This window comes from Methylobacter sp. (assembly GCF_023227905.1).
In the GTDB taxonomy this organism is placed as follows: Bacteria; Pseudomonadota; Gammaproteobacteria; order Methylococcales; family Methylomonadaceae; genus Methylobacter_A.
In genome coordinates this window covers 1-26,013 of record NZ_JALOCF010000035.1, presented here as the reverse complement: position 1 = coordinate 26,013, position 26,013 = coordinate 1, and the positions used below count along the sequence as shown (strand labels likewise).

Sequence of the window (26,013 nt, the reverse complement as noted above, 5' to 3'; positions counted from 1 at the left end):
ACGGGACAAATACATTTTGTTCATTTAACAAACCTAAGCTTGCCCATGCAACCATTTAATTCTTTATGGCGATTGATTTACGCATACTCCAGTAGATCTCGCCGCTTAGTGCAGGAAAAAAAGCACCCCATAACAAATTAAATCGTAACCAACCTTTTAGATTCTCAAGGAATGATCCGCTTTTGCGAAGGAGAAAGGCACCTGAAATAAAATTCAGATATAGTCCGCAGGTTTTCGCCATATTCCTTACGCGTTGCGGTGAAAATACGCTAACGTGACCAAATTTCAACGCGGTAAGCCGAATTCGCTTCTGCCAATACGATTCAAGCCATTCTGGCGTCGCTGGAAAACCGCCTAGCACAACGCCATCTGGCATTAGTGCCGTTGTTAACCGATGAACCAACATTTCCGGTTCAAATAAATGTTCAAGCAAATGAAGCACGATGATCACATCGTACTGTTCGTCCAGCCAAAAGTCCGGGGAGTCAACATTGGCTTCAATCTGTCTGGTATAACCAGACTCGGCTAATTCCGGCTGTAATTTACAATCCACTGCAATCCAGCAAGCAATATCGGTAAAGCCAGCATCGCGCATAAAGCGCAGCATCTGTCCTTGGTCAACGCCAATCTCACATACGCGCAATGGCCGGCCAAGTCGAATCTGCTCTTCTCGAATCAAATTGTACATAAACCAATAACGCAGCATCTTGATGGGGTAACGCGTGGCACGTGGTTTGGCAAAGGTGTTTTTTAGCCATCGTTGCGCATCAAAAACTGATAGATCCCAACTGCGCGCAGCTTGTAAAGGAGACGTTGATGTAATCTGGCGCAATTGTTGAGCTGCTTCGTTCTGCTCTGTCATTTATTAATTTCCCTGATTATGGTTTATTTTTTACTGACAGCCTGCTGTTTACGCTCAAATATCAAATGCTCGGTGTTAGGCGGCGGCAAATTTTTGTGGGTTTCTGCTTAACCAATAATCCGTCGCCAATTGCTGCGCCTGCTCCTGAGTATCAGCCTTGCCCAACAAGTTAAGCGCAATCGCCGCCGTGCCGATAATAGAAGCTTGGGCAAACTCGTCCTCCACCTTTCCCTGCCAGATTAACGCCAGTTGCTCCGGTTCAAGCAGCTCAGGTTTGACGTGGCGGCGTTCAAATAAAGCAGGCCAGTTTTCGTCGGATAATACGCCGTTGTGCACGCTTTGCACCAGGCATTCCATATCGGGGTTGCGTTCGGTTTCGCCGCCTTCGCCTTTTAATACCGCCATATGCGGCTGGTTTAATAGGGCCGCTGCTTGCTGATGCACCGGACGGTAACCGGGATGGAAAATACCCTGAATGCTGTACTCCGCATTAAACGGGTTTAACAAACGCACCAATGTGTGCACCGGCGAACGCAAGCCCAGTATCGGGCGCAGTTCGATAATGTCATGCAGTTTGGGGCAAAAATGCTCCAGCGACAGATAACTAAAATGCTGCTGTTCAAGTTGCTGTTTGGCCTCTTCAATAGAGTTTGCGCATTTAAGATCTAAATAACCCAGCATGTTTTCAGTATACAGCCTACCTGAGGTATGACCGCTGGCGCCGTGCATAAAAACGGTGATGCCGTTTTCAGCCAACAACAAAGCCGACAGCAAAAACCACGGCAAATGTCGACGTTTTCCGGCGTAAGACGACCAGTCCAGGTCGACTTTTACGGTATTGTCGGCAATATGAAACGACTCCCGCGCCGCTTGTGCGAAACCGGCCAATTCTTCCGGGGTTTCTTCCTTGACGCGCATCAACATCAGGAAAGCGCCCAGCTGGATCGGCTGCACTTGATCGGTCAGGATCATGTGCATCGCGCGGTAGGCTTCATCCTGAGTTAATGGCCTTGAACCTTTTTTGCCCTTGCCCAGGATACGGATGTATTCCGCGAACGGATGTTCCGGGTACGGTGTTTGTTCGTGATGAGTGAATGTCATAAGGTAAATTTAAAATAATGGTCGACTAACAAGGCGGTAAACAGGACGGTCAAGTACATCAGCGAATAAAAGAAAGTTCGCATCGCGGTTTTATCGTCTTTATTGCGCATCATCAAAACGGCGAAGTAAATAAAACCGAGGCCTAACGGCACCACGGCCGATAAATAAATTAAACCGCTCATGCCGGTCAGATAGGGTAACAAGGTAACAATGAACAGCAGAAAGGAATACAGCAGAATGTGCAGCCGGGTATATTCTACGCCGTGCGTGACCGGCAGCATCGGTATGCCGACTTTGGCGAATTCTTTGCGCTTGGCGATAGACAATGGCCAGAAATGCGGCGGCGTCCACGCGAAAATAATCAAGAATAATAGCAGTGAGTAAGGATGCAGTTCGCCGGTCATCGCGCACCAGCCCAGCATCGGCGGTGTGGCTCCGAACGCGCCGGCAATAACGATATTTTGCGGGGTCATGCGCTTAAGATAGACCGTATAAATAATCGCGTAACCCAGCGCCGACAAAAAGGTCAGCAATGCGGTTAGAGCATTAACCATGACGATCAGTAACGCCATCGAAACAACGCCTAAAACCGCCGCAAAAGTGATGACGTTAGCAGAGCTTAATTCGCCTTTAGGTAAAGGGCGGTGCTTATTGCGATCCATCAGCGCATCGGCTTCACGATCGATATAATGGTTAATCGCGGCGGCCGAGGCAGCGGCTAGCGCAATGCCCAAGCTGCTGTAGATAAACAGGTCGATGGGCGGCATTCCCGGAACGGACAGCAACATTCCCGCAATAGCCGTAAAAACGATCAGGGCAACCACTTTGGGTTTGCATAACTCAAGATAACTTTTCCAGGAAGGGCGGAGGGATTCGCTAGTCATTATTTAATAGATTCCAACTTTTAGTTTAGGGTGCGGCTCCCATGGAAACCGTGGGAATGGCGTTGTAGACGATCCGCTCAGCACTATCTGAGCATTAGGAACGATGATTGCATAACATTAGTTACTATATAGAATACAGTGATCTATTGATTATTGAAATAGTTCAGCTTGGCGGCTTTATTACAGGTTTTCATAAAGAGTGGGTTATGAGCAATCGATTGTGCGGCTATGCGGCTTAAAAATAAGACAAATTTTTGCCCGGGGTTTATTTCTGGCGATGTAATGGTTGATGCGCTTGAGTTTTTGCGGAAAAACAACACTATCCGAAGCCCTGTCTGTATGTGATAATAGATGATTTGATTTTGGCGATATTTCTTTTTAACCGACATAGCCGCAGGGCATAAAGAGGACTACATAATGGATGAGAATAAAAAGAAAGCGCTAGGCGCAGCGCTGATGCAGATAGAAAAGCAGTTTGGCAAGGGTTCTGTCATGCGCATGGGCGATGTTGCCGCTTCACGTGACATCGATGTGGTATCTACAGGTTCTTTAGGCTTGGATATTGCGCTGGGCTGCGGCGGTTTGCCTCGCGGTCGTGTTGTTGAAATCTATGGTCCTGAATCATCCGGTAAAACGACTTTGACGCTGCAAGTAATTGCTGAAATGCAAAAACTTGGCGGCACTGCGGCGTTTGTTGATGCGGAACATGCTTTAGATCCGAGTTATGCCGAAAAAATCGGCGTTAATGTCGATGACTTGCTGGTTTCCCAACCGGATACCGGCGAACAGGCGTTGGAAATTACCGACATGCTGGTACGTTCCGGTGCGGTTGATGTAGTTGTGGTCGATTCGGTGGCGGCGTTAACGCCTAAAGCGGAGATTGAAGGTGACATGGGTGACTCCCATATGGGCTTGCAGGCGCGTTTGATGTCGCAGGCTTTACGTAAATTGACCGGCAATATCAAGCGTTCCAATACACTGGTTATTTTTATTAACCAGATCAGGATGAAAATCGGCGTCATGTTCGGTAGTCCGGAAACCACCACCGGCGGTAATGCGCTTAAGTTTTATGCCTCGGTGCGTCTGGATATTCGTCGTATCGGCTCCATTAAAAAGGGCGAAGAAGTTATCGGCAATGAAACCCGCGTGAAAGTCGTCAAGAATAAGGTTGCGCCGCCGTTCAGACAGGCCGAGTTTGAGATTTTATACGGAGAAGGTATTTCTTTTCTGGGCGAGTTGGTTGATCTTGGCGTGAACTACGGTTTTATTCAGAAGTCAGGTTCCTGGTACAGCTACGGCGATGAAAAGATCGGCCAGGGCAAGGATAATGCAAAGGCATTCTTGAAAGACCACCCTGAAAAAGCCAAGGAACTTGAAGCAACAATAACGGCTGAGGCTTTCGGCAAAAAAGTCGTTCCTCTCATTGAAACGCTTGGGGTTGATGAGGACGAGTAGTTTGCTTTGAGTGAGGCAAACAAAGACGATGAGTCTCCCGTTGCCAAAGAAGTCGAAGAGATTTGTCTTCGGCTACTGGCACGAAGAGAGCATAGTCAGAAGGAATTGCTGAACAAATTGGCTTTAAGAGGTTTTAGCAAGGATGACGCCCTGCCTGTTATTGACGAGCTGGCCGAGCAAGGCTGGCAAGATGATTTAAGGTACGCTGAAAACTATGCCCGATTCCGTATCCGGAAAGGCTACGGACCGATACGCGTGAAGCAGGAGCTTAAACAAAACGGTATAGCGGCGGTTGATCTTGAAAGCATCGTGCGGGAAGAGGCCGGTAGCTGGATAGCGCTGCTGGAACAGGTTTACAGTAAAAAATATCCCCATGACACTGTGCTGGATCGTAGTGAGTGGGCAAAACGCAGCCGTTTTTTATTGCATCGCGGTTTCTCCGGCGCAATGATCAATGCGTTATTTGATGAGTTGAATATTAGATTTCTCTAAGTTGTCATAGAGTTAGCGACCGATTTTTTAAAAAGCATTTATTTATTATGAAAAAGATGACTAGCGCCCAGTTGCGCACCGCCTTTCTGGAATTCTTTCGCGAGCGAGGACATTCGATACAGCCGTCGAGCTCGCTGGTTCCGGGCAATGATCCGACCTTATTGTTCACCAATGCAGGCATGGTGCAGTTTAAAGATGTGTTTTTAGGCCGCGATCATCGCGACTACAATAGAGCCGCGACCAGTCAGCGTTGCGTCCGGGCAGGCGGCAAGCATAACGATTTGGAAAACGTCGGCTACACCGCAAGGCATCATACTTTTTTTGAAATGCTGGGTAATTTTAGTTTCGGCGATTATTTTAAAAAAGAAGCGATACATTACGCGTGGGACTTTTTAACCCGAGAGCTGGAAATTCCGCCGGAAAAATTATGGGTTACCGTTTTCGATGAAGATTCGGAAGCTGAAAAAATCTGGCTGGATGATGTTGGCATTTCTGCTGCTCGGTTTTCAAGAATCGGCGCCAAGGATAACTTCTGGTCGATGGGCGATGTGGGGCCTTGCGGACCTTGTACCGAAATATTCTATGATCACGGCGCGGATATTGCCGGTGGGCCTCCAGGATCGCCGGATGAAGATGGTGACAGGTATATTGAAATCTGGAATCTGGTATTCATGCAATACGACCGTGCCGCTGATGGCTCGTTAACACCGTTGCCAAAGCCATCGGTTGATACCGGTATGGGCCTTGAACGCATTGCGGCAGTATTGCAGGGCGTGCATAGCAACTACGAAATCGATTTATTCCAGAAGCTGTTGAAAGCGGCGGCGGCCCTTGCCGGTACCGACGACTTGACGCAAAGCTCGCTACGGGTGGTTGCCGATCACATCCGTTCTTGTGCATTCTTGGTAGCAGATGGCGTGATGCCGTCCAATGAGGGTCGCGGTTATGTGGTGCGTCGTATTATTCGCCGCGCGATCCGGCATGGTTATCGTTTGGGTATCCGTGATGTGTTCTTTTATAAGTTGGTCGCGCCGCTGGTTGAGGAAATGGGCGAAGCGTTCCCTGAGCTTAAAGTTGCACAAGAGCAAGTTGAGCGGGTGCTGAAAAAAGAAGAAGAGCGCTTTGCTGAAACCTTGGATCAAGGTATGAAAATTCTGGAAGCCTGCGTCGCCAAAATGGAAGGCTCAGTCATTCCCGGCGAAACCGTATTCCAGCTTTACGACACCTATGGTTTTCCTGTCGACTTGACTGCCGATTTTGCCCGTGAAAATAACCTGACTGTCGATCATGCCGGATTTGAAACGGCGATGTCGGCGCAGCGTGACAGGGCGAGATCAGCCAGTAGCTTTGGCGCCGATTACGATCAGGACATAAAGCTCGATGCACAGACCGAATTTACCGGTTACAACCTTCTTGATGACCAAGTGCATATCATCGGTCTGTACAAAAAAGGCCAGCCGGTAGACAGCTTGGAAGATGGCGAAGAGGGCGTTGTTATTTTAGATAAAACGCCGTTCTATGCAGAGTCCGGCGGCCAGGTCGGCGATTGCGGCAAAATTGAAGCGGATGGCGCGGTATTTGAAGTCACCGATACCCAAAAACAGGGCGGAAACCTGTTCCTGCATAAAGGTAAATTGCTTACCGGAACCCTGACTAAAGGTCAGTTGTGCGATGCTCGTGTCAGCGCGGCGGACAGAAAGGCAACCGAGCTTAACCATTCGGCAACCCATTTGCTTCATGCTGCATTAAGGCAGGTTTTGGGCGATCATGTCGCGCAGAAAGGTTCGTTGGTTAACCCCGAGCGGCTGCGGTTCGACTTTTCTCATTTTGAGCCGGTCACGGCTGCTGAAATCAGCACCGTTGAGCGAATCGTTAATGAGCAGATTCGGGCTAACAACCCTGTTGACGCGCAGATCATGGCAAAAGATGAGGCGGTTAAGGCCGGTGCCATGGCGCTATTCGGCGAGAAATACGGCGATGAAGTCAGGGTGCTGAAAATCGGCGAATTTTCCACCGAGCTTTGCGGCGGTACGCATGTTGAGCGGGCAGGGGACATAGGCTGCTTTAAAATCATTAACGAAACCGGTGTGGCGGCAGGCGTTCGGCGTATCGAAGCGGTAACCGGTGGCGCTTGCTTTGACTGGATACTCAGTCGCGACCAGGCACTTGCCAGTATTGCCGGTTTGGTCAAAAGCGCACCCGAAAAAGCGCCCGAGAAAGTCGAGCAGCTGATAGAGAAAGCCCGGCTGTTGGAAAAGCAGTTAGAGCGTTTAAATGCGAAGCTTGCCAGCTCTGCGGGTAATGAACTAGGCGCTCAGGCTGTCGATGTTGGCGGCGTAAAAGTGCTGGCGGCCAAGTTGGAGGGTGTTGATCCTAAATCCCTAAAGGATATGGTCGATCAGTTAAAAAACAAGTTAGGCAGCGCCGCGATTGTGTTGGCAGTCGTTGACGGCGACAAGGTCAGCTTGATAGCCGGTGTGACTAAAGACCAGATGGGGCATATAAAGGCCGGCGATCTGGTGAATTTCGTTGCCACTCAAGTCGGCGGAAAAGGCGGCGGCAGACCCGATATGGCTCAGGCCGGAGGCAATAACCCATCCGGTTTGGCTGACGCATTGGCTGGGGTTCCGGCTTGGGTCCAAACGCAACTTGGCGCTTAGAAGGTTTTATTAAATGGCATTATATGTGTACAAATTTGGCGGCACCTCGGTAGGTAATGTCGAGCGCATTAAAGCGGTCGCCGAAAAAGTTAAAAAAGCTCACGATCAGGGCAATCAAATTGTCGTCGTGGTTTCCGCGATGAGCGGCGAGACCAATCGCTTGGTTGAATTGGCAAAAGACATGCAAAAACATCCAAACGATCGGGAAATGGACGTGCTGCTGTCAACCGGTGAGCAGGTTACCGTTTCATTGTTAAGCATGGCTTTGCATGAGTTGGGCTGCGACGCCTGTTCTTATACCGGCAGTCAGGTAAAAATCCTGACCGACAGTAGTCACACTAAGGCGCGTATCCGCAATATAGACGATGCACGCATCCGGACTCATCTTAATGAAGGTAAAGTGGTGGTGGTTGCGGGTTTTCAGGGTGCCGACGAACACGGCAATATCACCACGTTGGGGCGCGGCGGTTCCGATACCACGGCTGTGGCGCTGGCGGCAGCTTTAAAGGCCGATGAATGCCATATCTATACCGATGTGGACGGCGTTTACACCACCGATCCCAGAGTGGAACCGAAAGCCCGCAGGCTTGATAAAATCACTTTTGAGGAAATGCTGGAAATGGCCAGCCTCGGCTCGAAAGTATTGCAGATCAGATCGGTAGAATTTGCCGGCAAATATAACGTTGCGTTACGCGTATTATCATCATTTAAAGAAGGTAAGGGTACGCTCATTACCTACGAGGAATCACAAGTGGAAAGTGCTTTAGTTTCAGGAATCGCGTTTAATCGGGATGAGGCCAAATTAACCATTACCGGCGTACCTGATTTGCCGGGCGTGGCCTTTAAAATTCTGGGACCGATTGCCGATGCCAATATCGAAATTGACATGATTATCCAGAATATCGCTGACGATGCGACCACTGATTTTACCTTTACGGTGCATCGCAATGATTATCAGCGGGCGAAAACCTTGTTGGACAAAACTTGCTCCGAATTGGGTGCTAGAAATGTCACTGGCGATGACAGCATCGTCAAGGTATCGATTGTCGGTGTAGGTATGCGTTCCCACGCAGGCATTGCCAGCACTATGTTTAAGGCATTGGCTGATGAGGGTATTAATATCCGAATGATTTCAACATCCGAGATCAAAATATCGGTCGTAGTCGATGAAAAATATCTAGAGCTCGCAGTCAGGGCATTGCATGCCGCATTTAAATTAGATCAAGAAATAGAATCTTAAGCTTTATTTATAAGAAAAAGCTGCTATAATTACGCGTCTTGGTTGGATGCTGTTTAAGAACAGTTCGTTTTTAACATTTATAGGGAGTAGCCATGCTTATCTTGACTCGTCGGGTAGGAGAGACTTTGATGATTGGTGATGAAGTTACCGTCACTGTCCTCGGAGTTAAAGGAAATCAGGTTCGCATAGGTGTTAACGCACCCAAAGAAGTTTCTGTACATAGGGAAGAAATTTACGAAAGGATTAAAAAAGAACAGAGTGGTCCGGCAGGACTGACTGGTTCTGAAGAGTAAATTCGCGGCAGGAACTTTATGAGTGCCTATGGCACTCACCAGCTAACGATGTGAACAAGGAATGAAGTATTTCGCAAAGATATCTTTGCGAAGAAGGTAGTCTTTGCATCTTGGCATCATTAGGAAAAAAGGATTATTTTAGTTTTTAAGAGGTTCCCTCTTAAAATTATTTTTGGGCACAAGGCTGTAGCTTAAAGATATGCACAATCTATTTGGAGAGTTGGCCGAGAGGCTGAAGGCGCTCCCCTGCTAAGGGAGTATGGGTTTTATCGCCCATCGAGGGTTCGAATCCCTCACTCTCCGCCACATAGATATTTTAGTTGTAATTCGAGTGGTTATAGCTCAGGCTATTCAAAAATGTTAACAGATTTGTTAACAGGGCATTGTGTGAAAAAACACGCAAAGACTGCCGATAATCTCCACGTATTTTCTCCAAGTCTATTAATCCAGACTTACCCTAGACCTCTCACAGAATCTCTTAAGTTGCTCCTTCAGTGTTCTCATTGAGTTATCTGTTGGATTATTGATCACAGCACTAGCTCTGTCTTCAAGTTCTTGGCTGAACCAATCCGTCAAAGTATCGAACTGCTTCTTTCTGGTCACGCCCACAGGCTCAATGATTCCTGAAGTTACCAGTTCGTGATACTGACGGGTCATCCTGTTAACCCGGTGATACTCTTCCTTTGTTGGGAATCGTGAGAAAGACCGGACAATGCTGATGATTTGATTCATCCACCACAGAGAGGTACGCTCAGATTTGAGCGCAGCTTCGTTTAGATAAGCCTTTATAGTCGAGACAAGCCCAACTTTGGACTCGTCTGTCGGATTCTCCAAGACAAACCTCAAGTCAGACTGTAAGTATTGATGTAATTGATCAATGGTCATAACAATCCTGCCTCAACTGCGGCTTTAAGTGACATAGTGACACCTCTGTAAGTGATGATCGTATCCTTACTCATCTTAAAGGTCGGGATACCAACTCTTTTCAATGCTTCCTCTGAAGGTAGGACTGATCTTCTGTACATCGGAATCAGTTCTTTCCAGACAGAGGCATCCTTACTGCGTAGATGTGAAATGGTCTAATAAAACAGGACACTTCTAAAGACAGAATTATAATGTCATCAGAGGTGAAGATGAGTAATCAAAATAAACATAAACGGCCCAAATACACGCTTGAATTCAAACAAGATGCGGCCAAGTCAGTGAATGAAAAAGGCTATACGACCAGCAGGCCGCCGATAATTTAGGCATCTCTCTGAGCGCTATTGGACGTTGGGTGCGAGCCGAACAAGGGGCAACGACACCGTCCTCTGCGACCAAGAAAAAGGTTTTGAATTTGACGGATCAAGACGAATTATCGCGTTTACGTAAAGAAGTTGAGCAATTGCGGATGGCGCGCGACATCTTAAAAAAGGCCGCAGTCTTCTTTGTGAAAGAGCTCCAATAAAATACGGATTTACTTGTGCCCTGTGGATATTCGAGAGCAACAGAAGACATTTCCGGTTACCGCGCTGTGTAAAGTCATGCGGGTTAGTACCAGCGCCTTTTATGCGTGGTCCAAAACACCTGAAGAGACGGACAAAAAAGCTCAGCAAAAACAGCTGGAAGCGAAGGCTATTCAGCTATTTGCCGAGAATAAGCAGGTTTATGGTTCTCGCCGTTTATCTGAAGCCTTCGCAAAAGAAGATATTCAGGTCGGGCGTTTTAAAGCGCGACGATTGATGACGAAATTGGGCTTGAAACCACGCTACCCAAAACGGTTCAAAGTGACGACAAACAGCGATCATAAGGACGCGATTGCTCCTAACCACTTGAATAGACAATTTGATGTGGCTGCGCCCAACAAAGTCTGGACGACTGATATGACCGCTGGAAGACTGGTTCTATGTTGCGGTTGTTATTGATTTATTTTCCAGGCAAGTGGTGGGTTGGTCGATTGAGGATCACATGCGGACTTCGCTGTGCGTCAATGCCTTGCAAATGGCATCTTGGCGGCGAAAACCGGAGCTAGGCTTACACATCATTCTGATCGAGGCAGCCAATACGCAAGCCAGGAATACCGAGATCACTTGGGGATAATGAAGAGGCAACAAAGTATGAGCCGGAAAGGCAACTGTTGGGATAATTCGCCGACAGAGCGATTTTTCCGAAGCTTAAAACACAAACAACTGAACTATGAAAAATTCAGAACCAAAGAGGCAGCGAAGCTGAGCATTCTTGATTATTTGGCTTTTTATAATGGTCAACGCGCGCACTCAAAACTAGGCGACCAATCCCCGCTGGAATTTGAGCGGGAATTCTACAAGGAATCTGCTTAAAAAAGTGTCCTGTTTTAGTTGACCATTACACTTGATTGTGTCTCAGTGATGCCGTTTACGTTCCAATCGTAATTAATGTCATCCTTGAGCGGTAACTTGGGTAAATCGGCTCGGTAACGGCGAATGAATGCTTCAACACCGCCGACAGATTTAAAATCCTTCTCAAACCAGTCAAATATTCTGGAAATCTGGATGCGATTATTATCAATTCTGAGGCCTTTGTCGGCATTGTCCAGAAACTGTTGTACCTGTTCATTCAGCTGAGTATTTAGGCCTGACGCGGTATAAGGCAAATTGCGAAGATCAGGGCAGCTCACCGAGGCGCAAACGATGGCGAAATGAATGCGTGGCTCACCCATTGGGCGCAGGATGTTATTCTCTATTTCATCCAGCGAGACAGTTTTACCATCAATATCACCCGCGGACTTGCCCCACACAGGATTGATTAGACTACCGACATCCTTGATGCTGTCAATTGGCCAGTGGTCAAGAACCATTTTTAACGCCAGGATATTGTAAGCATTAATGTAAAAGGCCAGTTTTTCTTCTTTATTGCTGAGACTTTTAACAGGAAAATTCGATAATTGCCGGTAGACAGCTTCCAACTTACCGTTTTCTTTAAGCGCCCGATAATCCACCAAGGCCAGTTTGACATTGTTCTTTGTTGCCTGACTGACACTTTTTAACACTTCGGCATAAGCGCTCCAGTTCGGTTCTGCGGCAAACGAGTTAAAGCTCAGTATCAGCAGGGTTGTGAATATCATTAAGTGTTTCATTACCTGTCTCCTAAAAAATTATTCGTACCTAATAGTCGTTCTTACCAACGATAACTTACAAAACTTGAATCTTCTGCTTCATTATTTTTCAGGCAAGTTCATGTCAAACGTTGAATTCAGCAATTATTGAATTTCCATGTAAGGTTTGCCTCGGGAATGCGACTGACTATGTATATTTTTACTTTTTGCAGATTTACATTGGGCTCTTCCACTTTTTCAGTGTTCCCATAGGCAATATCTGCTTATAGCTATTTTTTTCCGATATTCACTATGTAAGGAAAACCACATGACTTCTTCTCGCTTGGCACTATTGGCTTTTATCTCGGTATTGATTGCTGCTTTTTTTATCTTCGATTTACAAAGCTACTTGACCTTGGAAGCACTGAAGACGCAGCGAGAATCAATTGAGACTTATCGTAGTAATCATCCCGTTATGACCATAGCTATTTATGCGCTGACTTATATTGCCGTGACAGGTTTATCTTTACCAGGCGCCGCCATTCTTACATTGGCCGGTGGCGCCGTGTTCGGCTTACTGTGGGGGACGTTGATTGTCTCGTTTGCCTCTACGATTGGCGCCACACTGGCCTTTTTGGCCGCGCGCTTTTTGTTTCGTGATGCAGTTAAATCGCGCTTTGGCGAACGCTTACAAGCGATTGATGCAGGTGTGGCTAAAGAAGGCGCACTTTACCTCTTTACGTTGAGATTAGTACCGGTTTTTCCGTTTTTTGTGATTAACCTGATGATGGGCCTGACCAATCTAAAAACACAGACTTTTTATTGGGTCAGTCAAATAGGTATGCTGGCCGGAACCCTTGTTTATGTGAACGCAGGAACCCAGCTGGGGCAACTGGAGTCCTTGTCGGGTATTTTGTCGCCTGGTCTGATCGGTTCGTTTGTATTACTGGGCATTTTTCCGTTGATTGCCAATAAATTTGTTGAAGCTATTCAAGCGAACAAAGTCTACGCCCAATGGCCTAAGCCTACCCGTTTTGATAATAATATCGTCGTCATTGGCGGTGGCTCTGGTGGTTTGGTTACGTCTTACATTGCCGCCGCCGTCAAAGCCAAAGTCACCTTGATTGAAAAACATAAAATGGGCGGTGATTGCCTGAACACCGGCTGTGTGCCGTCAAAAGCCTTAATCCGTTCCGCTAAACTGCTGTCCCATATTAAAAGAGCGGGAGATTTCGGCATCAAAAAAGCCGACGCTGAATTTGATTTTGCCGATGTCATGGAGCGGGTGCAGTCGATTATCAAAGCCGTCGAACCGCACGATTCCGTACAGCGTTATTCAGACTTGGGCGTTGAAGTCGTTGAAGGTGAGGCTAAAATTCTTTCTCCTTGGGAAGTTCAGGTAACAACAGCCGGTGAAACCCGAACCATTACTACCCGTTCCGTCGTGATCGCCGCCGGTGCGCGCCCGTTTGTTCCATCAATTCCAGGTGTAGAAGAGGTCGGCTATTTAACTTCCGATAACATTTGGGCGTTGCGTGAATTGCCCAAACGTCTGGTTGTACTGGGTGGTGGGCCTATCGGCTGCGAACTGGCGCAAAGCTTTGCCCGTTTCGGCAGCAAGGTGACCCAAGTGGAAATGGCACCGCGTTTGCTGATCCGGGAAGATAGTGATGTTTCTGAAATAGTCATGGCAAAGTTCCGCCAGGAAGGTATCGATGTGCTTGTTGAGCATACCGCCAAAAAATTCATCATCGAAAACGGTGAAAAAATCCTGATTGCCGAGCATCAAGGTCAAGACGTGCGTATTCCCTTCGATCAAGTATTATTAGCCATTGGCAGGATTGCCAATACCCAAGGTTATGGTCTTGAACAATTGGGCGTTGAACTATCGCCGCGACGCACCGTTGCTGTTAATGATTTCCAGCAGACTAATTATCCGAATATTTTTGCCTGCGGTGACGTATCCGGACCGTTCCAGTTCACCCATACCGCAGCCCATCAAGCTTGGTATGCGGCGGTGAATGCGCTGTTCGGCGGTTTTAAGAAATTTAAAACCGATTATTCAGTCATTCCCTGGGCTACCTTTATTGATCCTGAAGTCGCCAGGGTTGGCCTGAATGAGCAGGATGCCAAAGAGCAAAACATTGCCTATGAAGTCAGCACTTATCAACTTGACGATCTGGATCGAGCCATTGCCGACGGTGAAGCGCATGGCTTTGTCAAAGTGCTGACCCAACCTGGTAAAGACCGGATACTCGGTGTGACGATCGTCGGCGAACATGCCGGTGATCTGCTTGCTGAATTTGTGCTGGCGATGAAACACAATATCGGTTTGAACAAGTTGCTTGGCACCATCCATATTTATCCAACCATGGCCGAGGCGAACAAATATGTAGCCGGCGTCTGGAAACGCAACCATGCGCCGGAAGGCTTGTTGCGGTGGGTTGGACGTTTCCATGACTGGCGCAGGGGTTGAGTAAATAATAGGTAAGGATTGTTGGGCAATGACGACCAATATTAATCGCAAGGTTGTCAGGTTCACTGTATACACAATATTATTCGATGATAACAAGGGAATTAAGCATGAAAAAACTGGGTATAGTTGTAGCGCTTATTGTACTTATAGGCGCAGTCTGGGGATTTTGGAGAACAAAACCCAATGATGCAAAAATCGAAAAACTGGTGCTAACCGGCTCCAGCACCATAGCGCCGCTTGCTGCGGAAATCGGCAAACGCTTTGAGTCGTTACACAGTAATGTGCGGGTAGATGTGCAGACCGGCGGTTCCTCTCGCGGGGTCAGCGATGCCCGAGCCGGACTTGCCGATATTGGTATGGCTTCCCGAGCATTAAAGGATGATGAAAAAGATTTATTAGGTTTTACCGTTGCCTTGGATGGGATCAGCGTCATCTTAAATAAGGCTAATCCTGTCCAATCGCTGAATAAACAGCAAATCATCGACATCTATACCGGCAAAATCATCAACTGGAAAGAGGTTGGCGGCAACGATGCCCCTATTACCGTGGTCAATAAAGCAGAAGGCCGTTCGACACTGGAACTGTTTCTGCATTATTTCGGTTTGAAAAATACCGATGTCAAGCCCCATGTGGTTATTGGCGATAATCAGCAAGGCATTAAAACGGTGGTTGGCAATCCGGATGCCATTGGTTACGTTTCTGTGGGGACAGCCGAATATGGGGCAGGGCAAGGCGTGGCAATTAAATTACTACCCTTGGAAGGCATAGCGGCTTCGGTAAAAAATGTGCGCAACCGCAGTTTTCCTCTTTCCAGACCGTTGAATCTGGTGACCCGTACCGAGCCTGTCGGAATCGTCAAAGACTTCATCGAATTTGCCAGTTCAACACAAATTAATGATCTGATCGAGGCGCAGTACTTTGTCCCTGTCGCGCGCTGACAGGCAACTGGCCGTGCTGTTACGGGGCTGTGCGCTGCTTGCGGCAGCGCTAGTGCTGTTGATTCTGTTGTTTTTGCTCAAGGAATCTTGGCCGGTATTGCAGCATATCGCCTTGATACGTTTTGTTACCGATGCGTCCTGGCATCCGGTGGAGGGGTTATATAAGCTGACGCCGATGCTGTCGGCTACGTGTTATTCAACATTGGGTGCCGTGTTGCTGGCGACACCACTGGGCATCGCTTCAGCCTTGTTCAGCCGTTATTATGCGCCGTCATTGCTTGCAGGTTGTTATCGTCGTTTGATTGAATTACTGGCAGGCATTCCCTCGGTCGTTTGCGGCTTTTGGGGATTAACAACGTTAGCGCCGTTAATCGGCCATCTGCATCCGCCCGGTGTCAGTCTGTTGACCGGAATACTGGTATTAACGTTGATGATTTTGCCGACCGTGGCATTAACTGCTGATTCGGCATTAGCTGCGGTCCCGGCGGCTTATCTGCGCGGAGCGGCTGCCTTGGGTCTATCGCGTTGGGGTTTGATCAGCGGTATAACTTTGCCCGCCGCTCGATCGGGCATAACCGCTGGCGTTATGCTGGCGGCAGGCAGAGCCATTGGTGAAACGATGGCGATGTTGATGGTAGCCGGCAATGTGGTGCAGCAACCGCATAGTTTGTTTGACTCGGTCCGTACACTCACTGCGAATATTGCCTTGGAAATGGCTTACGCAACGGGCGACCATCGCGCGGCTTTATTTGTATCCGGCTTGGCCTTAATGTTCACGGTATTGCTTTTAGTGGGCACGGCTGAATTAATATCCCGAAAGCGCCGATATGTTTAAAAATGCGTTGGCAACGATGCTCATCTGGTTAACGGCGATGATGGTCAGTGGCGTCTTCGTCTGGCTACTGTCGGACATCCTTATTCCAGGACTGACTCATTTATCCTGGGCGTTTCTAGCTGAAGCGCCTACAAATGCAGGGCGTTCCGGCGGTATAGGGCCGATTATCATATCGACGCTATTGATTTTGCTGGTTGCGATGCTAACCGCGACGCCTCTTAGTTTGGCTACCGCTGTTTTGTTGAGTGAATTCACCCAGCATGACAGTGTGGTTGGCCGCTTGGTGCGAGGCAGTCTGGATGTGCTGGCGGGCGTTCCCTCCATTGTATTCGGGCTGTTTGGCAATGCGTTTTTCTGTATTTATCTGGGCTTGGGCTTTTCCATCTTGTCAGGCGGCCTAACTCTGGCCTGTATGGTTTTACCTATTTTGATTCGTACCGCGGAACAAGGCTTGCAGTCAGCGCCCAATGATTATCGGTTAGCGGCAGCAGCTTTAGGAATGTCGCGTAGCGCGACGCTGGTTCATCTGCTGTTGCCAAGCGCCGCCCCGGCTTTGATCGCCGGTTTAATGCTAGGCATCGGGCGGGCTGTTGCTGAAACCGCCGCACTCGTTTTTACCAGCGGTTATGTCGATCGCATGCCGGATTCTCTATTCGATTCCGGCAGGGCCTTATCGGTACATATTTATGACCTGTCCATGAATGTGGCGGGCGGCGATACTAATGCCTATTCCTCTGCGCTGGTGTTAATCTTGCTTTTATTAATCATCAACAGTGTAGCCATGAGCTTGGCTAAGCAGTGGTTGCACGGGAGCGTTGTAGCGTATGAGTGAAGTTGAGCGGGGCGATAAAACCCAGATGAATGCGGCTTATACCTTGGGGCCTTTGCAGGCTGGCCCTCCGTGCTGCGATCCTGAAGCGCTGATTCGGGTTGACAACCTGTCTCTGCATTACGGAAAAAAACCGGCGTTGGAGAATGTTTCACTGGATGTCTATAAAGGATGTATTACCGCGTTGATCGGGCCTTCAGGTTGCGGTAAAACCAGTTTCCTGTCAGTGCTTAACCGGATGACCGATATGATTCCGGATTGCCGCGTGTCGGGCAATGTGCATTTTGAGGGTAGAGATTTACGTCATCCGGCCCTTGACGTACAAGGCTTACGCCGCGATATCGGCATGATTTTTCAAAAACCGGTACCGTTTCCGCTGTCGATCCGGCGCAATATTGAACTGCCGCTACGCGAACACGGCATGAGTAAACAAGCTGATTTGAATGAGGTGATGCAACAGGTTCTACAGGATGTAGGCTTATGGGATGAAGTGAAAGACCGGCTGGAATCCTCGGCGCTGGCTCTGTCCGGAGGGCAGCAACAACGTCTGTGTATCGCCAGGGCATTGGCATTGAAACCGAAAGTATTATTGATGGATGAACCGTGCAGTGCCTTAGACCCGATTTCTTCAGGTGTAGTGGAAGATTTGGTTCAGCGTTTACGTGGAAAATACACCGTCGTGATCGTGACTCATAATTTGGCACAAGCTAGGCGCATTGCCAATTACGCAGGTTTTTTTTGGATCAAAGATCAGCGAGCCGGATGCCTGATCGAATTTGGCCAATGTAAGCAGATTTTTGAAGCCCCAGCGCATGAATTAACAGCGGCTTATGTCAATGGCAATCGCGGTTGAGATCATAACTTTATGACCAAACATTAATGAATCGATCTGGCTGCTTTCATGCGGACAAAGAAAATCCGCTACCCGTATGATCGGACGTAGCGGATTCTTTTTTATGCCGGTTCTGATCTTAAATGCAACCGTATGATGAACTTAGTGCAAAGAGAATATCGCAGTCTCATGATGCACTGGGTCAAATTGATACATTCTCAGCCTTGTAGACGGTTCGTAGTTCATAGTGAAATCAAGCTTGTGCACGCTAGGAATTCCATCCAGACCAACGCCATCAACAGGTGGTACGTTAATCATGCCGAATGGCCCGCCAGCGTTCATCCACCACTGGAAGCGTCCGAAAGTAAACCAACAGCCAGAACCACCGATATCTTTAGTAGATTGAAACTGATTTTCCCAGCCGCGTGAGCCGCCAAAATCGGGACTCAGATAGCTGTGTAAAAAATGATCGCCATTTAGTAAAGTGATTTTAACGTTAGTTCCGCGCAGTCGCCATTTGCTCAACTCAGCAATGCCTCCTCCTTTCATTTGACCATAAATGGTATTGTTGACATAAAGCAACGTCGCATCGGCGTCTGGATCAGGCTGCACTCCGCGTGGCAAACGGGTCCGATGACCCCAGTCATCAAAAGCGGCCAGCGCTTCATCCATCAGAGCTCTGATCTCAACATCTGAAGGAGGCGCTCCCGGCAATGTGGAGGTGTCATCAGCGTATCCGGCAGCTTTGCGCGCAGCCTGCCACATTCTTTTTTCGGGTGCGAGTTCGCCAATTTTAGCGATGGCCGCAAGCTTGTTCTCTACACTCGCCGATGGCGCCATGCCGAACACGTCCTGTTCCCACTGCACTAACGTCCTTGGAACGCCCGCCTCATTAGGCAGTTTCTTGGCGGCATTTTCCGTGACTTGAACCCGTGGCGGATGCTCTCTCCAGCCCCAGGTATAAGACAAGTTGTAGTATTTTCCGGGAGGCATCTTCATCTTGAAAATATAGCGTTTGCCATCGAGCATTGGGAAAAATGTCGTATCCATGCTGGTGTGCGGCATAGGCGGCATTCCCGGCATACTGAGCGCCGGATCGTCAAAATACATCACCATGGGCGCAAAATCATCCTCGCCGCGATGAAGCACATCTACAGTGTAAGTGATGGTGAATGGCTCTTCTTTGACTTCGCTGACATCAATAAACGCGGCATCAGCCTCGATATGGCTGCCGTACCAGATCTGATGAATGTTTACATTTTTAGTGTCCTTATCGACTTTAGCCACTTTCTCGGGGCCTTTGTAATGCAAGACTGATATGCCACTATAAATTCGGTCGGGTATAGAATTACCTTCCAGAATATCCAGAGCGCGTTCAGCTAGCTGTTGGCTGTTTAATCCATTCTCTCCTGGTAGTCGTTTCTCGGTTATATGACTGCCTTTGCCATTGACCTTACCGCCTCCTATTTCATCTTTATCTTGCTTAAGTAACTTAAAAATATGCACTAAATCGGTCTCAGGCGAGGCCTCGTTAATGCTGCTAACCTGAGGTGTTTCATGCAGGTTGTAAGGATGTGCAGCGCTGGATGGCAAGGTATTCGGCATTTCCACGCCATTGCCGTCGAACAGGTTGCCATCAAAGTTGGGTAGAAGATTGGTGGCCTGAGCAGGATTGACAAAGGGGTCTTTTTCAGCAAAGAGTGACGGACTGGTAATCACTGTTGTCGTATCTCCCACTGTAGTTTGACTCGGCATGGCCGGGCGAGCATTTGGACAGGGATGACCTACGTAAATGGTTCTGAATGAACCATTGGGTAACATTTGCTGCGTAGGAACACACTGGCCTGGGCCATTCGGCAAATTCGGGCTAGGATCGGCAAGTGCTGAGCCATTAGCGACGGACAGTAAGGCCAGCGTACCGAAAAATGTCTGGCTTAATAATGTTTTTTTCATGATATTTTCCTGTTGAACACTAGGCCTTTTTGCAATTCGGGTCTTTTTTCACTTCGACCCACGATAGCCGCTCGGCGAGTTGATGCGGTTTTGCCATGGCATGTGAGGCCGCCCATCGTGCATAAGGCTCGTTACCGTAGCGCCAGATATGATGATTAACGCCCGCTCCTTCGTAACCTCCGTGAGCGCCTAATTTTTGGTAAAGTGCTTGCATATCGGAAGGTTTGCCGGTTACAAAGATCCAGCCGTCTTTTGCGCCATGCTTTTTAGCGAACGCTTCCAGAACGGCCGGGGTATCGTGTTCGGGATCGGTTGTAATAGACACCATAAAGGTTCCTCGCCCCAGCTTGTCCCCGACCAGTTCTTGAACTTTCGCAAGATTCTGGGTGACGGGGAACTGTTCTTCAGATTTTACCGACATGAAATTGATGCCAACGATCTTGCCCTTAATCAAATCATCATAGAACCAAGCCTTGCGGCCTGTATGGGTCATGACAACGATATTAGGGAAATATTTTTCTGACGGCCCTCCGGGTTTTTTACAGCGTTGACTTTCTGTTGAAGCGGCTGACAGGTTGCTGGTGCCGGTATTTGCACAGGCGGATAAAGCCAAGGCTGGCAATACGGCGGCACTGGCGGTTAAAAATTGTCTTCTACTCTTCATGATCGATTCCTGTTCAAATTAAAAGCCGGCGGGCGGAGTGCCTAAACGCATCACGGGGCGCGGTTCAATTATTTCACCTAGAGCTGGGCCATGCTTGGGCGGCTCAATGTGCCAGTGAATCATCATGGTGTGATCTTCATGTACGACATTGTGGCAATGCATGACATGACAGCCGAGGAAATCCCGGAAATGGAAGAACAGCTTCACTTCATCACCTGGGCCCAAGGTCAAAACATCCTTGCGTGAATTGTTCACATCATTTTCTTTCAAAGGCTTACCATTGAATTCCAGAATCTGGAATTCTTCAAAATGGATATGAACCGGATGCTCCCAGCGAGTGCCGCCGTTGCGTATGGTCCAGATTTCCGCACTGCCCTGTTCGATATATGCATCCATGCGATCCATATCAAAGCCAAGACCATTAACGGTCCACATGCCGCCAAAGTAGTCAAATTTGAACAGGCGTTCCTTCTTGACCTCACTCAGATTTATTTTTGGCAGCGCTCGCAGTTTGCTGGGAATGCGGCTATTGTCAGGTCCGGTCAGTGGTACAACCTTGAATTCCATCACCGGATCACCTTCGCCTTTGGGGAATTGGCGGCCAGTCGGCCCTTCACCTCGAATCTGTTCCATCAGATTTTCAAGTACGATTGAGGCGCCGGGCTGATATTGAGAAAAATCGACGATAACATCGAAACGTTGAGCCACTGACAATTTAATCGTTTCCGCTGTTACGGGTTTAGGCAGTAAATTGCCATCATTAGCAATCACTTTAAAAAGCTGGTCGGAACGCAGACCCAACTCATAGAAACGTGATGGCCCACCGTTCAGGAAACGGAAGCGGTATTTGCGTGGCTCGACTTCCAGAAAGGGGGTGATTTTGCGATTGACCGTATAGTACCTGCCCAGAAAGCCATTGGTGTCCTGGCTAAGATAGAGCTGGCCGTCTGCGCCAAGGCTGATGTCATGAAGAATCATCGGAACATCGTACTTGCCGCTGGGCAGCCTGAATGCATTTGGGCTGGTATCGTTCTCATTACCGGTGTCCTGATTGTCGAACAGCAAGTAAAACCCGGTCAGTCCCATATACACATTAGTCGCCGTAAAATCCATGCGGTGGTCGTGATACCACTGAGTCGTCTGTTTTTGCAGCGGATCGCCACCCGCAGGCGCATTAACATGGTGATAATCCCAAAAATAACCTGGTTCAACCCAATCCCAAGGCATGCCATCGCTTTCTGAAGCATGATGCAGATTGTGTAGATGGATCGTAATAGAAGGCAGCGCAAAACCAACATGGTCTGCCGGCAACTCATTATAGCGACGAATCAGGACAGGCTCGCCATAGCGGGCATGAAAAGTTTGACCGGGAACATTACCATTGAATCCCCATACTCTAGTAGCGAAGGGTATTCCACTATGGTATTGATGGTCAAATTCCCGGAGTACTTGAATATAAGTTTTCTGCGGTAAAAACTCACTGTAGCGTTGATGTCTTGCAGGATCAATCGGAGGGTCTAACGGGAAATTTATGGGCTCAGCAACCGGTATAATCGGCAGAGGGTCTGCGAAAAGACTCAGATTAAAGTCGTGCGAACCGGGGTCATCTTCGGCGAGTGATACCTCGCCTGAGGTGCACAAATCCCCGACCAATGCTCCAGCACCGAAAATTTGTTGCGATGTTGCCACGCCAGCGCCTGCTGTTAGCAAGCTTAGTTTAAGCATGTGCCTTCTTGATGTATTAGTCATACGTTAATGCCTTTCTATAGATAAATTATGGTAACCATTCAGAATAACTACATACCTGATTGATTTTTATGTAGCTTATAACGAGTGAAGAAATCTTAAACAGACGGGTAATAGTCACCTAAATTAATTCAATAACAGAGCCAAGAATGACTATCCTGAATTACCAACACATGGCGCATGCCTCGCTCAACTTAATAAAAACTACTAATTAGCCCATTTAGGCATACTCGTTGTAGAAAAGTTGTGGAGTAAATAGCCAGAATTTTTGTAAACATAACCCTACGTAATTTTACGTAGTACAATAATTACATGTTTAACGATAATTAAAAAATCCTAGATATGAATAGCATCTATTCATCAATTTAATGAATGGATGAGTGGAGCTTGAAGGAGTACAGAATAGGCGGGTTGGGGGCTCTATGCGATATTCTCAGTGCAGCCGTAGCTGTCGGGTGTTTTGACGACGCTGCATTATTAATGTGAGCATAATCACAATACGAGTCGACAACAAGACATCAATTCATAAAAGGAGTCATGACAGACAAAGTAGCGGTTTGAAGTTGCGCGTCTCGGTGAAGAGATTCTGATTTCAATTTCAGTGAACAATATTGGCAATTCAATTGTTCTATTTATGAAAATTAAAATTTCAGTGGGTTAGTCGATCATGAATATTCGCAACATAGACCTCAACCTATTACATGTCTTTGTTACTGTATATGATTGTAAAAGCATTACCCTGGCCGCTAAACAGCTTCATCTTTCACAACCGGCTGTCAGTAATGCTATTACACGATTAAATAGCACTTTAAACATGACGCTTTTTGTCAAAAACAGTCGCTTTATTGCACCTACTCGCCAAGCTGACGCTTTATATGTTGAAGTCAAATGCTGTCTTCAAAAAATAGCATTCATTCTGTCACAACAAAGCCACTTTGATCCTGCAACGTCCGAACGGACTTTTCGAATTGCAACGACCAACTATGGTGAAATTGCCTTGTTTACCAAACTTGTCTCTCATCTTGAGCGTTATGCGCCTAAGATAAAGATCATTCGCGAGTTTTTCGAAATTAATAATTTCAGTCAATCTCTACAAAATGGTCAGTTGGATTTAGGCTTATTTGTTGATCGTCCTGCCGAAAAAGGGATACATAAAGAATTTTTATTTAGTGACTCCCTAGTATTAATCACCGGTCCCCAGCATTCGCCATTGCCGGATAATTTAACTATTAATGACATCATAAAACTCGATTTCATTAGTTTTAAAAATGAATGTACTAATTTTGATTTTTTATTTTCTGTATTTAATAACCATCCCGACTATCATGCTCCTCGCTTTACTGTAGCGACTATGTGGAGTGTGTTCTTTACTGTTTCTACTACAACATTAGTGGCTGTTAGCCCTCTTTTGTATGCAAAAACACTTGAAAAACACCTGCCGATTAAAATTCATACCCTTACCGATGTTGAAAAAATAGATCTAAACCTTTATTGGCGAGATATTGAAACACAGGATTCTGGTCATAAATGGCTTAGGGAATTGATTAAAAACATATTTATTAATAATTCTTGAGAACAGCTGTGCGAATTAATTGATGTTGCGCTCGCGGATGTCCTAATCCCGGATTTTTTGTTTGGCTCACTGAATTTTTTCTGTAAGGTTTCTTATTGTTATAACGACTTATGGTTAATAATTCGAAAATGATTAACTACAGTCATTGCAAATGACTTATTCATCACTGTCTGCAGAGCGCAAGCAACAATTGCTTGCGGCCGGCTTTTAATTTGAAACACGAGAGGAACCCTATGACTGCCAGCATCGAAATCAGCGAATCCGTTCGCTATTATTATGGTCAGGTTTTGCAATCCAGCAATGATTTGAAAACCAGTGCCTGTTGCAGCATTGACGCGATGCCCGATTATTTAAAAGCTTTGCTGAAAGGCTTGCATCCCGAAGTGCTGGAACGCTTTTATGGCTGCGGTTCCCCGTTGCCTCCGGCTTTATGGGGCAAGACTGTATTGGATCTGGGCTGCGGTTCAGGACGCGACTGTTATTTGCTGTCGAAACTGGTTGGCCCGGAGGGTCGGGTGATTGGCGTCGATATGACGCCGGAACAGTTAGAAGTCGCCGTTCGCCATCGCGACTGGCATGCAGAGCGCTTTGGGTATGCTAATGTCGAGTTTTTGCACGGCCATATCGAAAATCTGGCCGCTATCGGTATCGAAGACAGCAGCATCGACGTGGTGATTTCAAATTGCGTGATCAACCTGTCACCGGAAAAACCCAGGGTGCTGGCGGAAATATTCCGGGTATTAAAACCGGGTGGCGAACTCTATTTTTCCGACGTCTTCGCCGATCGCCGTATTCCTGCTCCCTTGCGCCAAGACCCCGTTTTGCTGGGTGAATGCCTGGGCGGCGCCTTGTATTGGGAAGACTTCCGGCGGATCTTGCACGAGCTGGGATGCCCCGATGTGCGCGTCGTCAAACAAAATTCCATCAGTCTCGACGATCCTGAGGTTGCCGCTAAAATCGGCATGGTCACCGTCAGCGCTTTCAAGCTTCCGCTGGAAGACCGTTGTGAGGATTATGGGCAGGTGGCCTGCTACCTCGGCACCATCCCCGAGCATCTGCATGCTTTCGATCTGGACGACCATCATCACTTTGAAACCGGCCGGCCATTACGGGTCTGCGGCAATACCGCCGATATGCTGTCTGCAAGTCGCTATGCCCAGCATTTCCAAGTGCTGGGTGAAAAATCCCGACACTTCGGATTATTCGACTGTACACCGGGATCGCAAACCGAATCCGGTACTAGCAACGGTTTGTGTTGCTGAGCAACACAGCAGTGATAACAGGAACACTATTGACCGAGAAAAACCTGTCTGCACAACGGCCGATATTATTTCGCTACGCGCTGCTGCAATTACGTGACAGTGATTTGGCCGACGATGTTGTGCAGGAGACACTGTTGGCTGCCTTGCAATCAGCATCGAGTTTCGAGGGCAAGTCGGAGTTGCGTACATGGCTAATCGGCATTCTTAAATACAAAATTGCCGATCACTGGCGCCGTAGCGCCCGTGAAAACACTGTCTCGAAGTTTACTCTGACTGATGAGGACGAGGGAGAAACGGAGCAAGACGATTTTTTTATGAGTAGCGGTCACTGGAACCACGGACCAAAGGCTTGGTCCGATCCGGAAGCGGCTCTTAAACAGCAGGAATTCTGGACAATATACGAGACCTGCCAAACCAATCTGCCGCCAAAAATGGCCAAGGTGTTTATGCTGCGCGAACTGGTTGGTCTGGAAGCTGTCGAAGTGTGTCGGGAAACAGGGCTCAGTGAAGCTAATTACTGGGTGATCATGCACCGCGCGCGACTCAGATTGCGCGAATGCCTGGAAATCCACTGGTTCAATACTACAAAAAAGGAGAAACACCATGCGTAGCTGTCGAGATATTTCCGCCCTGATCTCCCAGGGACTGGATAAAAAATTGAGCTTAGGCGAGCGTTTTGCTGTGTGGCTGCATGTGATGATGTGTATCCGTTGCCGCAATTTCAGAACCCAGTCTCAGTTCATCCGCAAGGCGGCGCGTCATTACACCGACAATCTGCAAAGCAGACTGGATAGGAAATCTTGAATCGGGGATCAATTTATCAATGCGTCACAATCAGCGTTGTAAGCGTTGCAGCCAGCTCCCTT

General features: G+C 47.7%; 26 protein-coding genes and 1 tRNA gene. 19 read left to right on the top strand and 8 right to left on the bottom strand.

Features of this window, described 5'->3' with window-relative positions:
* Positions 1 to 55 precede the first annotated feature (55 nt).
* From M0R47_RS14045 to cyoE, 3 genes are all read right to left on the bottom strand, one after another.
* Positions 56 to 862 carry a methyltransferase domain-containing protein gene (locus M0R47_RS14045; protein ID WP_292555907.1) on the bottom strand — a complete coding sequence of 269 codons (807 nt, stop codon included), beginning with the start codon at positions 860 to 862 and terminating at the stop codon, positions 56 to 58.
* Between the two features lie 75 nt (positions 863 to 937).
* On the bottom strand, positions 938 to 1,963 hold the full coding sequence (locus M0R47_RS14040; RefSeq protein ID WP_292555905.1) for a glycosyl transferase family protein: 1,026 nt from the start codon (positions 1,961 to 1,963) through the stop codon (positions 938 to 940).
* A complete protein-coding gene (gene cyoE / locus M0R47_RS14035; protein ID WP_292555903.1) occupies positions 1,960 to 2,847 on the bottom strand; it encodes a heme o synthase in 888 nt (295 codons plus the stop codon). The genes M0R47_RS14040 and cyoE overlap by 4 nt, the downstream gene beginning before the upstream one ends.
* 417 nt (positions 2,848 to 3,264) lie before the next feature.
* On the opposite strand from cyoE, the gene recA reads away from it, so the two are divergent.
* The 6 genes from recA to M0R47_RS14005 all read left to right on the top strand — a co-directional run bounded on the left by recA (position 3,265) and on the right by M0R47_RS14005 (position 9,293).
* Positions 3,265 to 4,302: a recombinase RecA gene (gene recA, locus M0R47_RS14030; protein WP_292555901.1), complete on the top strand. Its 1,038-nt coding sequence runs from the start codon at positions 3,265 to 3,267 to the stop codon at positions 4,300 to 4,302.
* A gap of 6 nt (positions 4,303 to 4,308) precedes the next feature.
* Complete coding sequence (locus tag M0R47_RS14025) at positions 4,309 to 4,794, top strand: regulatory protein RecX (RefSeq protein ID WP_292555900.1); 486 nt, start codon at positions 4,309 to 4,311, stop codon at positions 4,792 to 4,794.
* A 47-nt stretch (positions 4,795 to 4,841) separates the two neighbouring features.
* Positions 4,842 to 7,454, top strand: coding sequence for an alanine--tRNA ligase (gene alaS, locus M0R47_RS14020; protein ID WP_292555898.1), 2,613 nt, complete (start codon positions 4,842 to 4,844; stop codon positions 7,452 to 7,454).
* Positions 7,455 to 7,467: 13 nt separating this feature from the next.
* Positions 7,468 to 8,694 (top strand): aspartate kinase, encoded by a 1,227-nt coding sequence (locus tag M0R47_RS14015; protein ID WP_292555896.1) that lies wholly within the window; start codon positions 7,468 to 7,470, stop codon positions 8,692 to 8,694.
* A 92-nt stretch (positions 8,695 to 8,786) separates the two neighbouring features.
* The gene (gene csrA / locus M0R47_RS14010; protein WP_292555894.1) at positions 8,787 to 8,987 is read left to right on the top strand and encodes a carbon storage regulator CsrA; all 201 of its coding nucleotides are present in this window, start codon (positions 8,787 to 8,789) and stop codon (positions 8,985 to 8,987) included.
* A gap of 214 nt (positions 8,988 to 9,201) precedes the next feature.
* Positions 9,202 to 9,293: transfer RNA gene (locus M0R47_RS14005), tRNA-Ser, on the top strand.
* A 135-nt stretch (positions 9,294 to 9,428) separates the two neighbouring features.
* Here the strand turns inward: M0R47_RS14005 and M0R47_RS14000 are convergent.
* Positions 9,429 to 9,872: a hypothetical protein gene (locus tag M0R47_RS14000; protein ID WP_292555892.1), complete on the bottom strand. Its 444-nt coding sequence runs from the start codon at positions 9,870 to 9,872 to the stop codon at positions 9,429 to 9,431.
* Between the two features lie 391 nt (positions 9,873 to 10,263).
* Between M0R47_RS14000 and M0R47_RS13995 the strand changes: the two genes are divergently transcribed.
* The 4 genes from M0R47_RS13995 to M0R47_RS13980 are packed head-to-tail and all read left to right on the top strand — an operon-like array spanning position 10,264 to position 11,305.
* A complete protein-coding gene (locus M0R47_RS13995; protein ID WP_292555890.1) occupies positions 10,264 to 10,434 on the top strand; it encodes a hypothetical protein in 171 nt (56 codons plus the stop codon).
* 22 nt (positions 10,435 to 10,456) lie between these two features.
* Complete coding sequence (locus M0R47_RS13990) at positions 10,457 to 10,891, top strand: IS3 family transposase (protein WP_292555888.1); 435 nt, start codon at positions 10,457 to 10,459, stop codon at positions 10,889 to 10,891.
* Between the two features lie 43 nt (positions 10,892 to 10,934).
* The gene (locus M0R47_RS13985; RefSeq protein ID WP_292555887.1) at positions 10,935 to 11,066 is read left to right on the top strand and encodes a hypothetical protein; all 132 of its coding nucleotides are present in this window, start codon (positions 10,935 to 10,937) and stop codon (positions 11,064 to 11,066) included.
* A gap of 17 nt (positions 11,067 to 11,083) precedes the next feature.
* Entirely contained in the window at positions 11,084 to 11,305 is a 222-nt protein-coding gene (locus M0R47_RS13980) for an integrase core domain-containing protein (protein ID WP_292555885.1), read from the top strand.
* Positions 11,306 to 11,319: 14 nt separating this feature from the next.
* Here the strand turns inward: M0R47_RS13980 and M0R47_RS13975 are convergent, their stop codons facing one another.
* Positions 11,320 to 12,081, bottom strand: coding sequence for a DUF547 domain-containing protein (locus tag M0R47_RS13975; protein WP_292555883.1), 762 nt, complete (start codon positions 12,079 to 12,081; stop codon positions 11,320 to 11,322).
* Positions 12,082 to 12,367: 286 nt separating this feature from the next.
* Here M0R47_RS13975 and lpdA point away from each other — a divergent pair, with 286 nt between their 5' ends.
* The 5 genes from lpdA to M0R47_RS13950 all read left to right on the top strand — a co-directional run bounded on the left by lpdA (position 12,368) and on the right by M0R47_RS13950 (position 17,970).
* Positions 12,368 to 14,515: a dihydrolipoyl dehydrogenase gene (lpdA, locus tag M0R47_RS13970; RefSeq protein WP_292555881.1), complete on the top strand. Its 2,148-nt coding sequence runs from the start codon at positions 12,368 to 12,370 to the stop codon at positions 14,513 to 14,515.
* Between the two features lie 107 nt (positions 14,516 to 14,622).
* A complete protein-coding gene (locus M0R47_RS13965) occupies positions 14,623 to 15,453 on the top strand; it encodes a phosphate ABC transporter substrate-binding protein (protein WP_292555879.1) in 831 nt (276 codons plus the stop codon).
* The gene (gene pstC / locus M0R47_RS13960) at positions 15,434 to 16,288 is read left to right on the top strand and encodes a phosphate ABC transporter permease subunit PstC (protein WP_292555877.1); all 855 of its coding nucleotides are present in this window, start codon (positions 15,434 to 15,436) and stop codon (positions 16,286 to 16,288) included. The genes M0R47_RS13965 and pstC overlap by 20 nt, the downstream gene beginning before the upstream one ends.
* Positions 16,281 to 17,120 carry a phosphate ABC transporter permease PstA gene (gene pstA, locus M0R47_RS13955; protein ID WP_292555875.1) on the top strand — a complete coding sequence of 280 codons (840 nt, stop codon included), beginning with the start codon at positions 16,281 to 16,283 and terminating at the stop codon, positions 17,118 to 17,120. The genes pstC and pstA overlap by 8 nt, the downstream gene beginning before the upstream one ends.
* Positions 17,113 to 17,970: a phosphate ABC transporter ATP-binding protein gene (locus M0R47_RS13950; protein ID WP_292555873.1), complete on the top strand. Its 858-nt coding sequence runs from the start codon at positions 17,113 to 17,115 to the stop codon at positions 17,968 to 17,970. The genes pstA and M0R47_RS13950 overlap by 8 nt, the downstream gene beginning before the upstream one ends.
* Positions 17,971 to 18,111: 141 nt before the next feature.
* On the opposite strand, the gene M0R47_RS13945 is transcribed toward M0R47_RS13950, so the two are convergent.
* Genes M0R47_RS13945 through M0R47_RS13935 form a run of 3 tightly spaced genes read right to left on the bottom strand, consistent with a single transcriptional unit; the run spans position 18,112 to position 22,291 of the window.
* Positions 18,112 to 19,902: a hypothetical protein gene (locus tag M0R47_RS13945; protein WP_292555871.1), complete on the bottom strand. Its 1,791-nt coding sequence runs from the start codon at positions 19,900 to 19,902 to the stop codon at positions 18,112 to 18,114.
* 19 nt (positions 19,903 to 19,921) lie between these two features.
* Positions 19,922 to 20,566 (bottom strand): SCO family protein, encoded by a 645-nt coding sequence (locus tag M0R47_RS13940; RefSeq protein ID WP_292555869.1) that lies wholly within the window; start codon positions 20,564 to 20,566, stop codon positions 19,922 to 19,924.
* 18 nt (positions 20,567 to 20,584) lie between these two features.
* Entirely contained in the window at positions 20,585 to 22,291 is a 1,707-nt protein-coding gene (locus tag M0R47_RS13935; RefSeq protein WP_292555867.1) for a multicopper oxidase domain-containing protein, read from the bottom strand.
* A 688-nt stretch (positions 22,292 to 22,979) separates the two neighbouring features.
* Between M0R47_RS13935 and M0R47_RS13930 the strand changes: the two genes are divergently transcribed.
* The 4 genes from M0R47_RS13930 to M0R47_RS13915 all read left to right on the top strand — a co-directional run bounded on the left by M0R47_RS13930 (position 22,980) and on the right by M0R47_RS13915 (position 25,951).
* Complete coding sequence (locus M0R47_RS13930) at positions 22,980 to 23,885, top strand: LysR family transcriptional regulator (RefSeq protein WP_292555865.1); 906 nt, start codon at positions 22,980 to 22,982, stop codon at positions 23,883 to 23,885.
* 233 nt (positions 23,886 to 24,118) lie between these two features.
* The gene (locus M0R47_RS13925; protein ID WP_292555864.1) at positions 24,119 to 25,147 is read left to right on the top strand and encodes a methyltransferase domain-containing protein; all 1,029 of its coding nucleotides are present in this window, start codon (positions 24,119 to 24,121) and stop codon (positions 25,145 to 25,147) included.
* 29 nt (positions 25,148 to 25,176) lie between these two features.
* The gene (locus M0R47_RS13920; RefSeq protein ID WP_292555862.1) at positions 25,177 to 25,758 is read left to right on the top strand and encodes a sigma-70 family RNA polymerase sigma factor; all 582 of its coding nucleotides are present in this window, start codon (positions 25,177 to 25,179) and stop codon (positions 25,756 to 25,758) included.
* A complete protein-coding gene (locus M0R47_RS13915) occupies positions 25,751 to 25,951 on the top strand; it encodes a zf-HC2 domain-containing protein (protein WP_292555860.1) in 201 nt (66 codons plus the stop codon). Before M0R47_RS13920 ends, M0R47_RS13915 begins: the two co-directional genes overlap by 8 nt.
* Positions 25,952 to 26,013: the final 62 nt, after the last annotated feature.

Coding starts and splice junctions, on each gene's coding strand:
- M0R47_RS13935 (WP_292555867.1), bottom strand. CDS start 22,291: ATGCTTAAACTAAGCTTGCTAACAGCAGGCGCTGGCGTGGCAACATCG.
- lpdA (WP_292555881.1), top strand. CDS start 12,368: ATGACTTCTTCTCGCTTGGCACTATTGGCTTTTATCTCGGTATTGATT.
- M0R47_RS13985 (WP_292555887.1), top strand. CDS start 10,935: ATGCGGACTTCGCTGTGCGTCAATGCCTTGCAAATGGCATCTTGGCGG.
- M0R47_RS14015 (WP_292555896.1), top strand. CDS start 7,468: ATGGCATTATATGTGTACAAATTTGGCGGCACCTCGGTAGGTAATGTC.
- M0R47_RS13950 (WP_292555873.1), top strand. CDS start 17,113: ATGAGTGAAGTTGAGCGGGGCGATAAAACCCAGATGAATGCGGCTTAT.
- alaS (WP_292555898.1), top strand. CDS start 4,842: ATGAAAAAGATGACTAGCGCCCAGTTGCGCACCGCCTTTCTGGAATTC.
- M0R47_RS13965 (WP_292555879.1), top strand. CDS start 14,623: ATGAAAAAACTGGGTATAGTTGTAGCGCTTATTGTACTTATAGGCGCA.
- M0R47_RS13980 (WP_292555885.1), top strand. CDS start 11,084: ATGAGCCGGAAAGGCAACTGTTGGGATAATTCGCCGACAGAGCGATTT.
- M0R47_RS13925 (WP_292555864.1), top strand. CDS start 24,119: ATGACTGCCAGCATCGAAATCAGCGAATCCGTTCGCTATTATTATGGT.
- M0R47_RS13930 (WP_292555865.1), top strand. CDS start 22,980: ATGAATATTCGCAACATAGACCTCAACCTATTACATGTCTTTGTTACT.
- M0R47_RS14045 (WP_292555907.1), bottom strand. CDS start 862: ATGACAGAGCAGAACGAAGCAGCTCAACAATTGCGCCAGATTACATCA.
- csrA (WP_292555894.1), top strand. CDS start 8,787: ATGCTTATCTTGACTCGTCGGGTAGGAGAGACTTTGATGATTGGTGAT.
- recA (WP_292555901.1), top strand. CDS start 3,265: ATGGATGAGAATAAAAAGAAAGCGCTAGGCGCAGCGCTGATGCAGATA.
- M0R47_RS13915 (WP_292555860.1), top strand. CDS start 25,751: ATGCGTAGCTGTCGAGATATTTCCGCCCTGATCTCCCAGGGACTGGAT.
- pstA (WP_292555875.1), top strand. CDS start 16,281: ATGTTTAAAAATGCGTTGGCAACGATGCTCATCTGGTTAACGGCGATG.
- M0R47_RS13940 (WP_292555869.1), bottom strand. CDS start 20,566: ATGAAGAGTAGAAGACAATTTTTAACCGCCAGTGCCGCCGTATTGCCA.
- cyoE (WP_292555903.1), bottom strand. CDS start 2,847: ATGACTAGCGAATCCCTCCGCCCTTCCTGGAAAAGTTATCTTGAGTTA.
- M0R47_RS13945 (WP_292555871.1), bottom strand. CDS start 19,902: ATGAAAAAAACATTATTAAGCCAGACATTTTTCGGTACGCTGGCCTTA.
- M0R47_RS14040 (WP_292555905.1), bottom strand. CDS start 1,963: ATGACATTCACTCATCACGAACAAACACCGTACCCGGAACATCCGTTC.
- M0R47_RS13975 (WP_292555883.1), bottom strand. CDS start 12,081: ATGAAACACTTAATGATATTCACAACCCTGCTGATACTGAGCTTTAAC.
- M0R47_RS14000 (WP_292555892.1), bottom strand. CDS start 9,872: ATGACCATTGATCAATTACATCAATACTTACAGTCTGACTTGAGGTTT.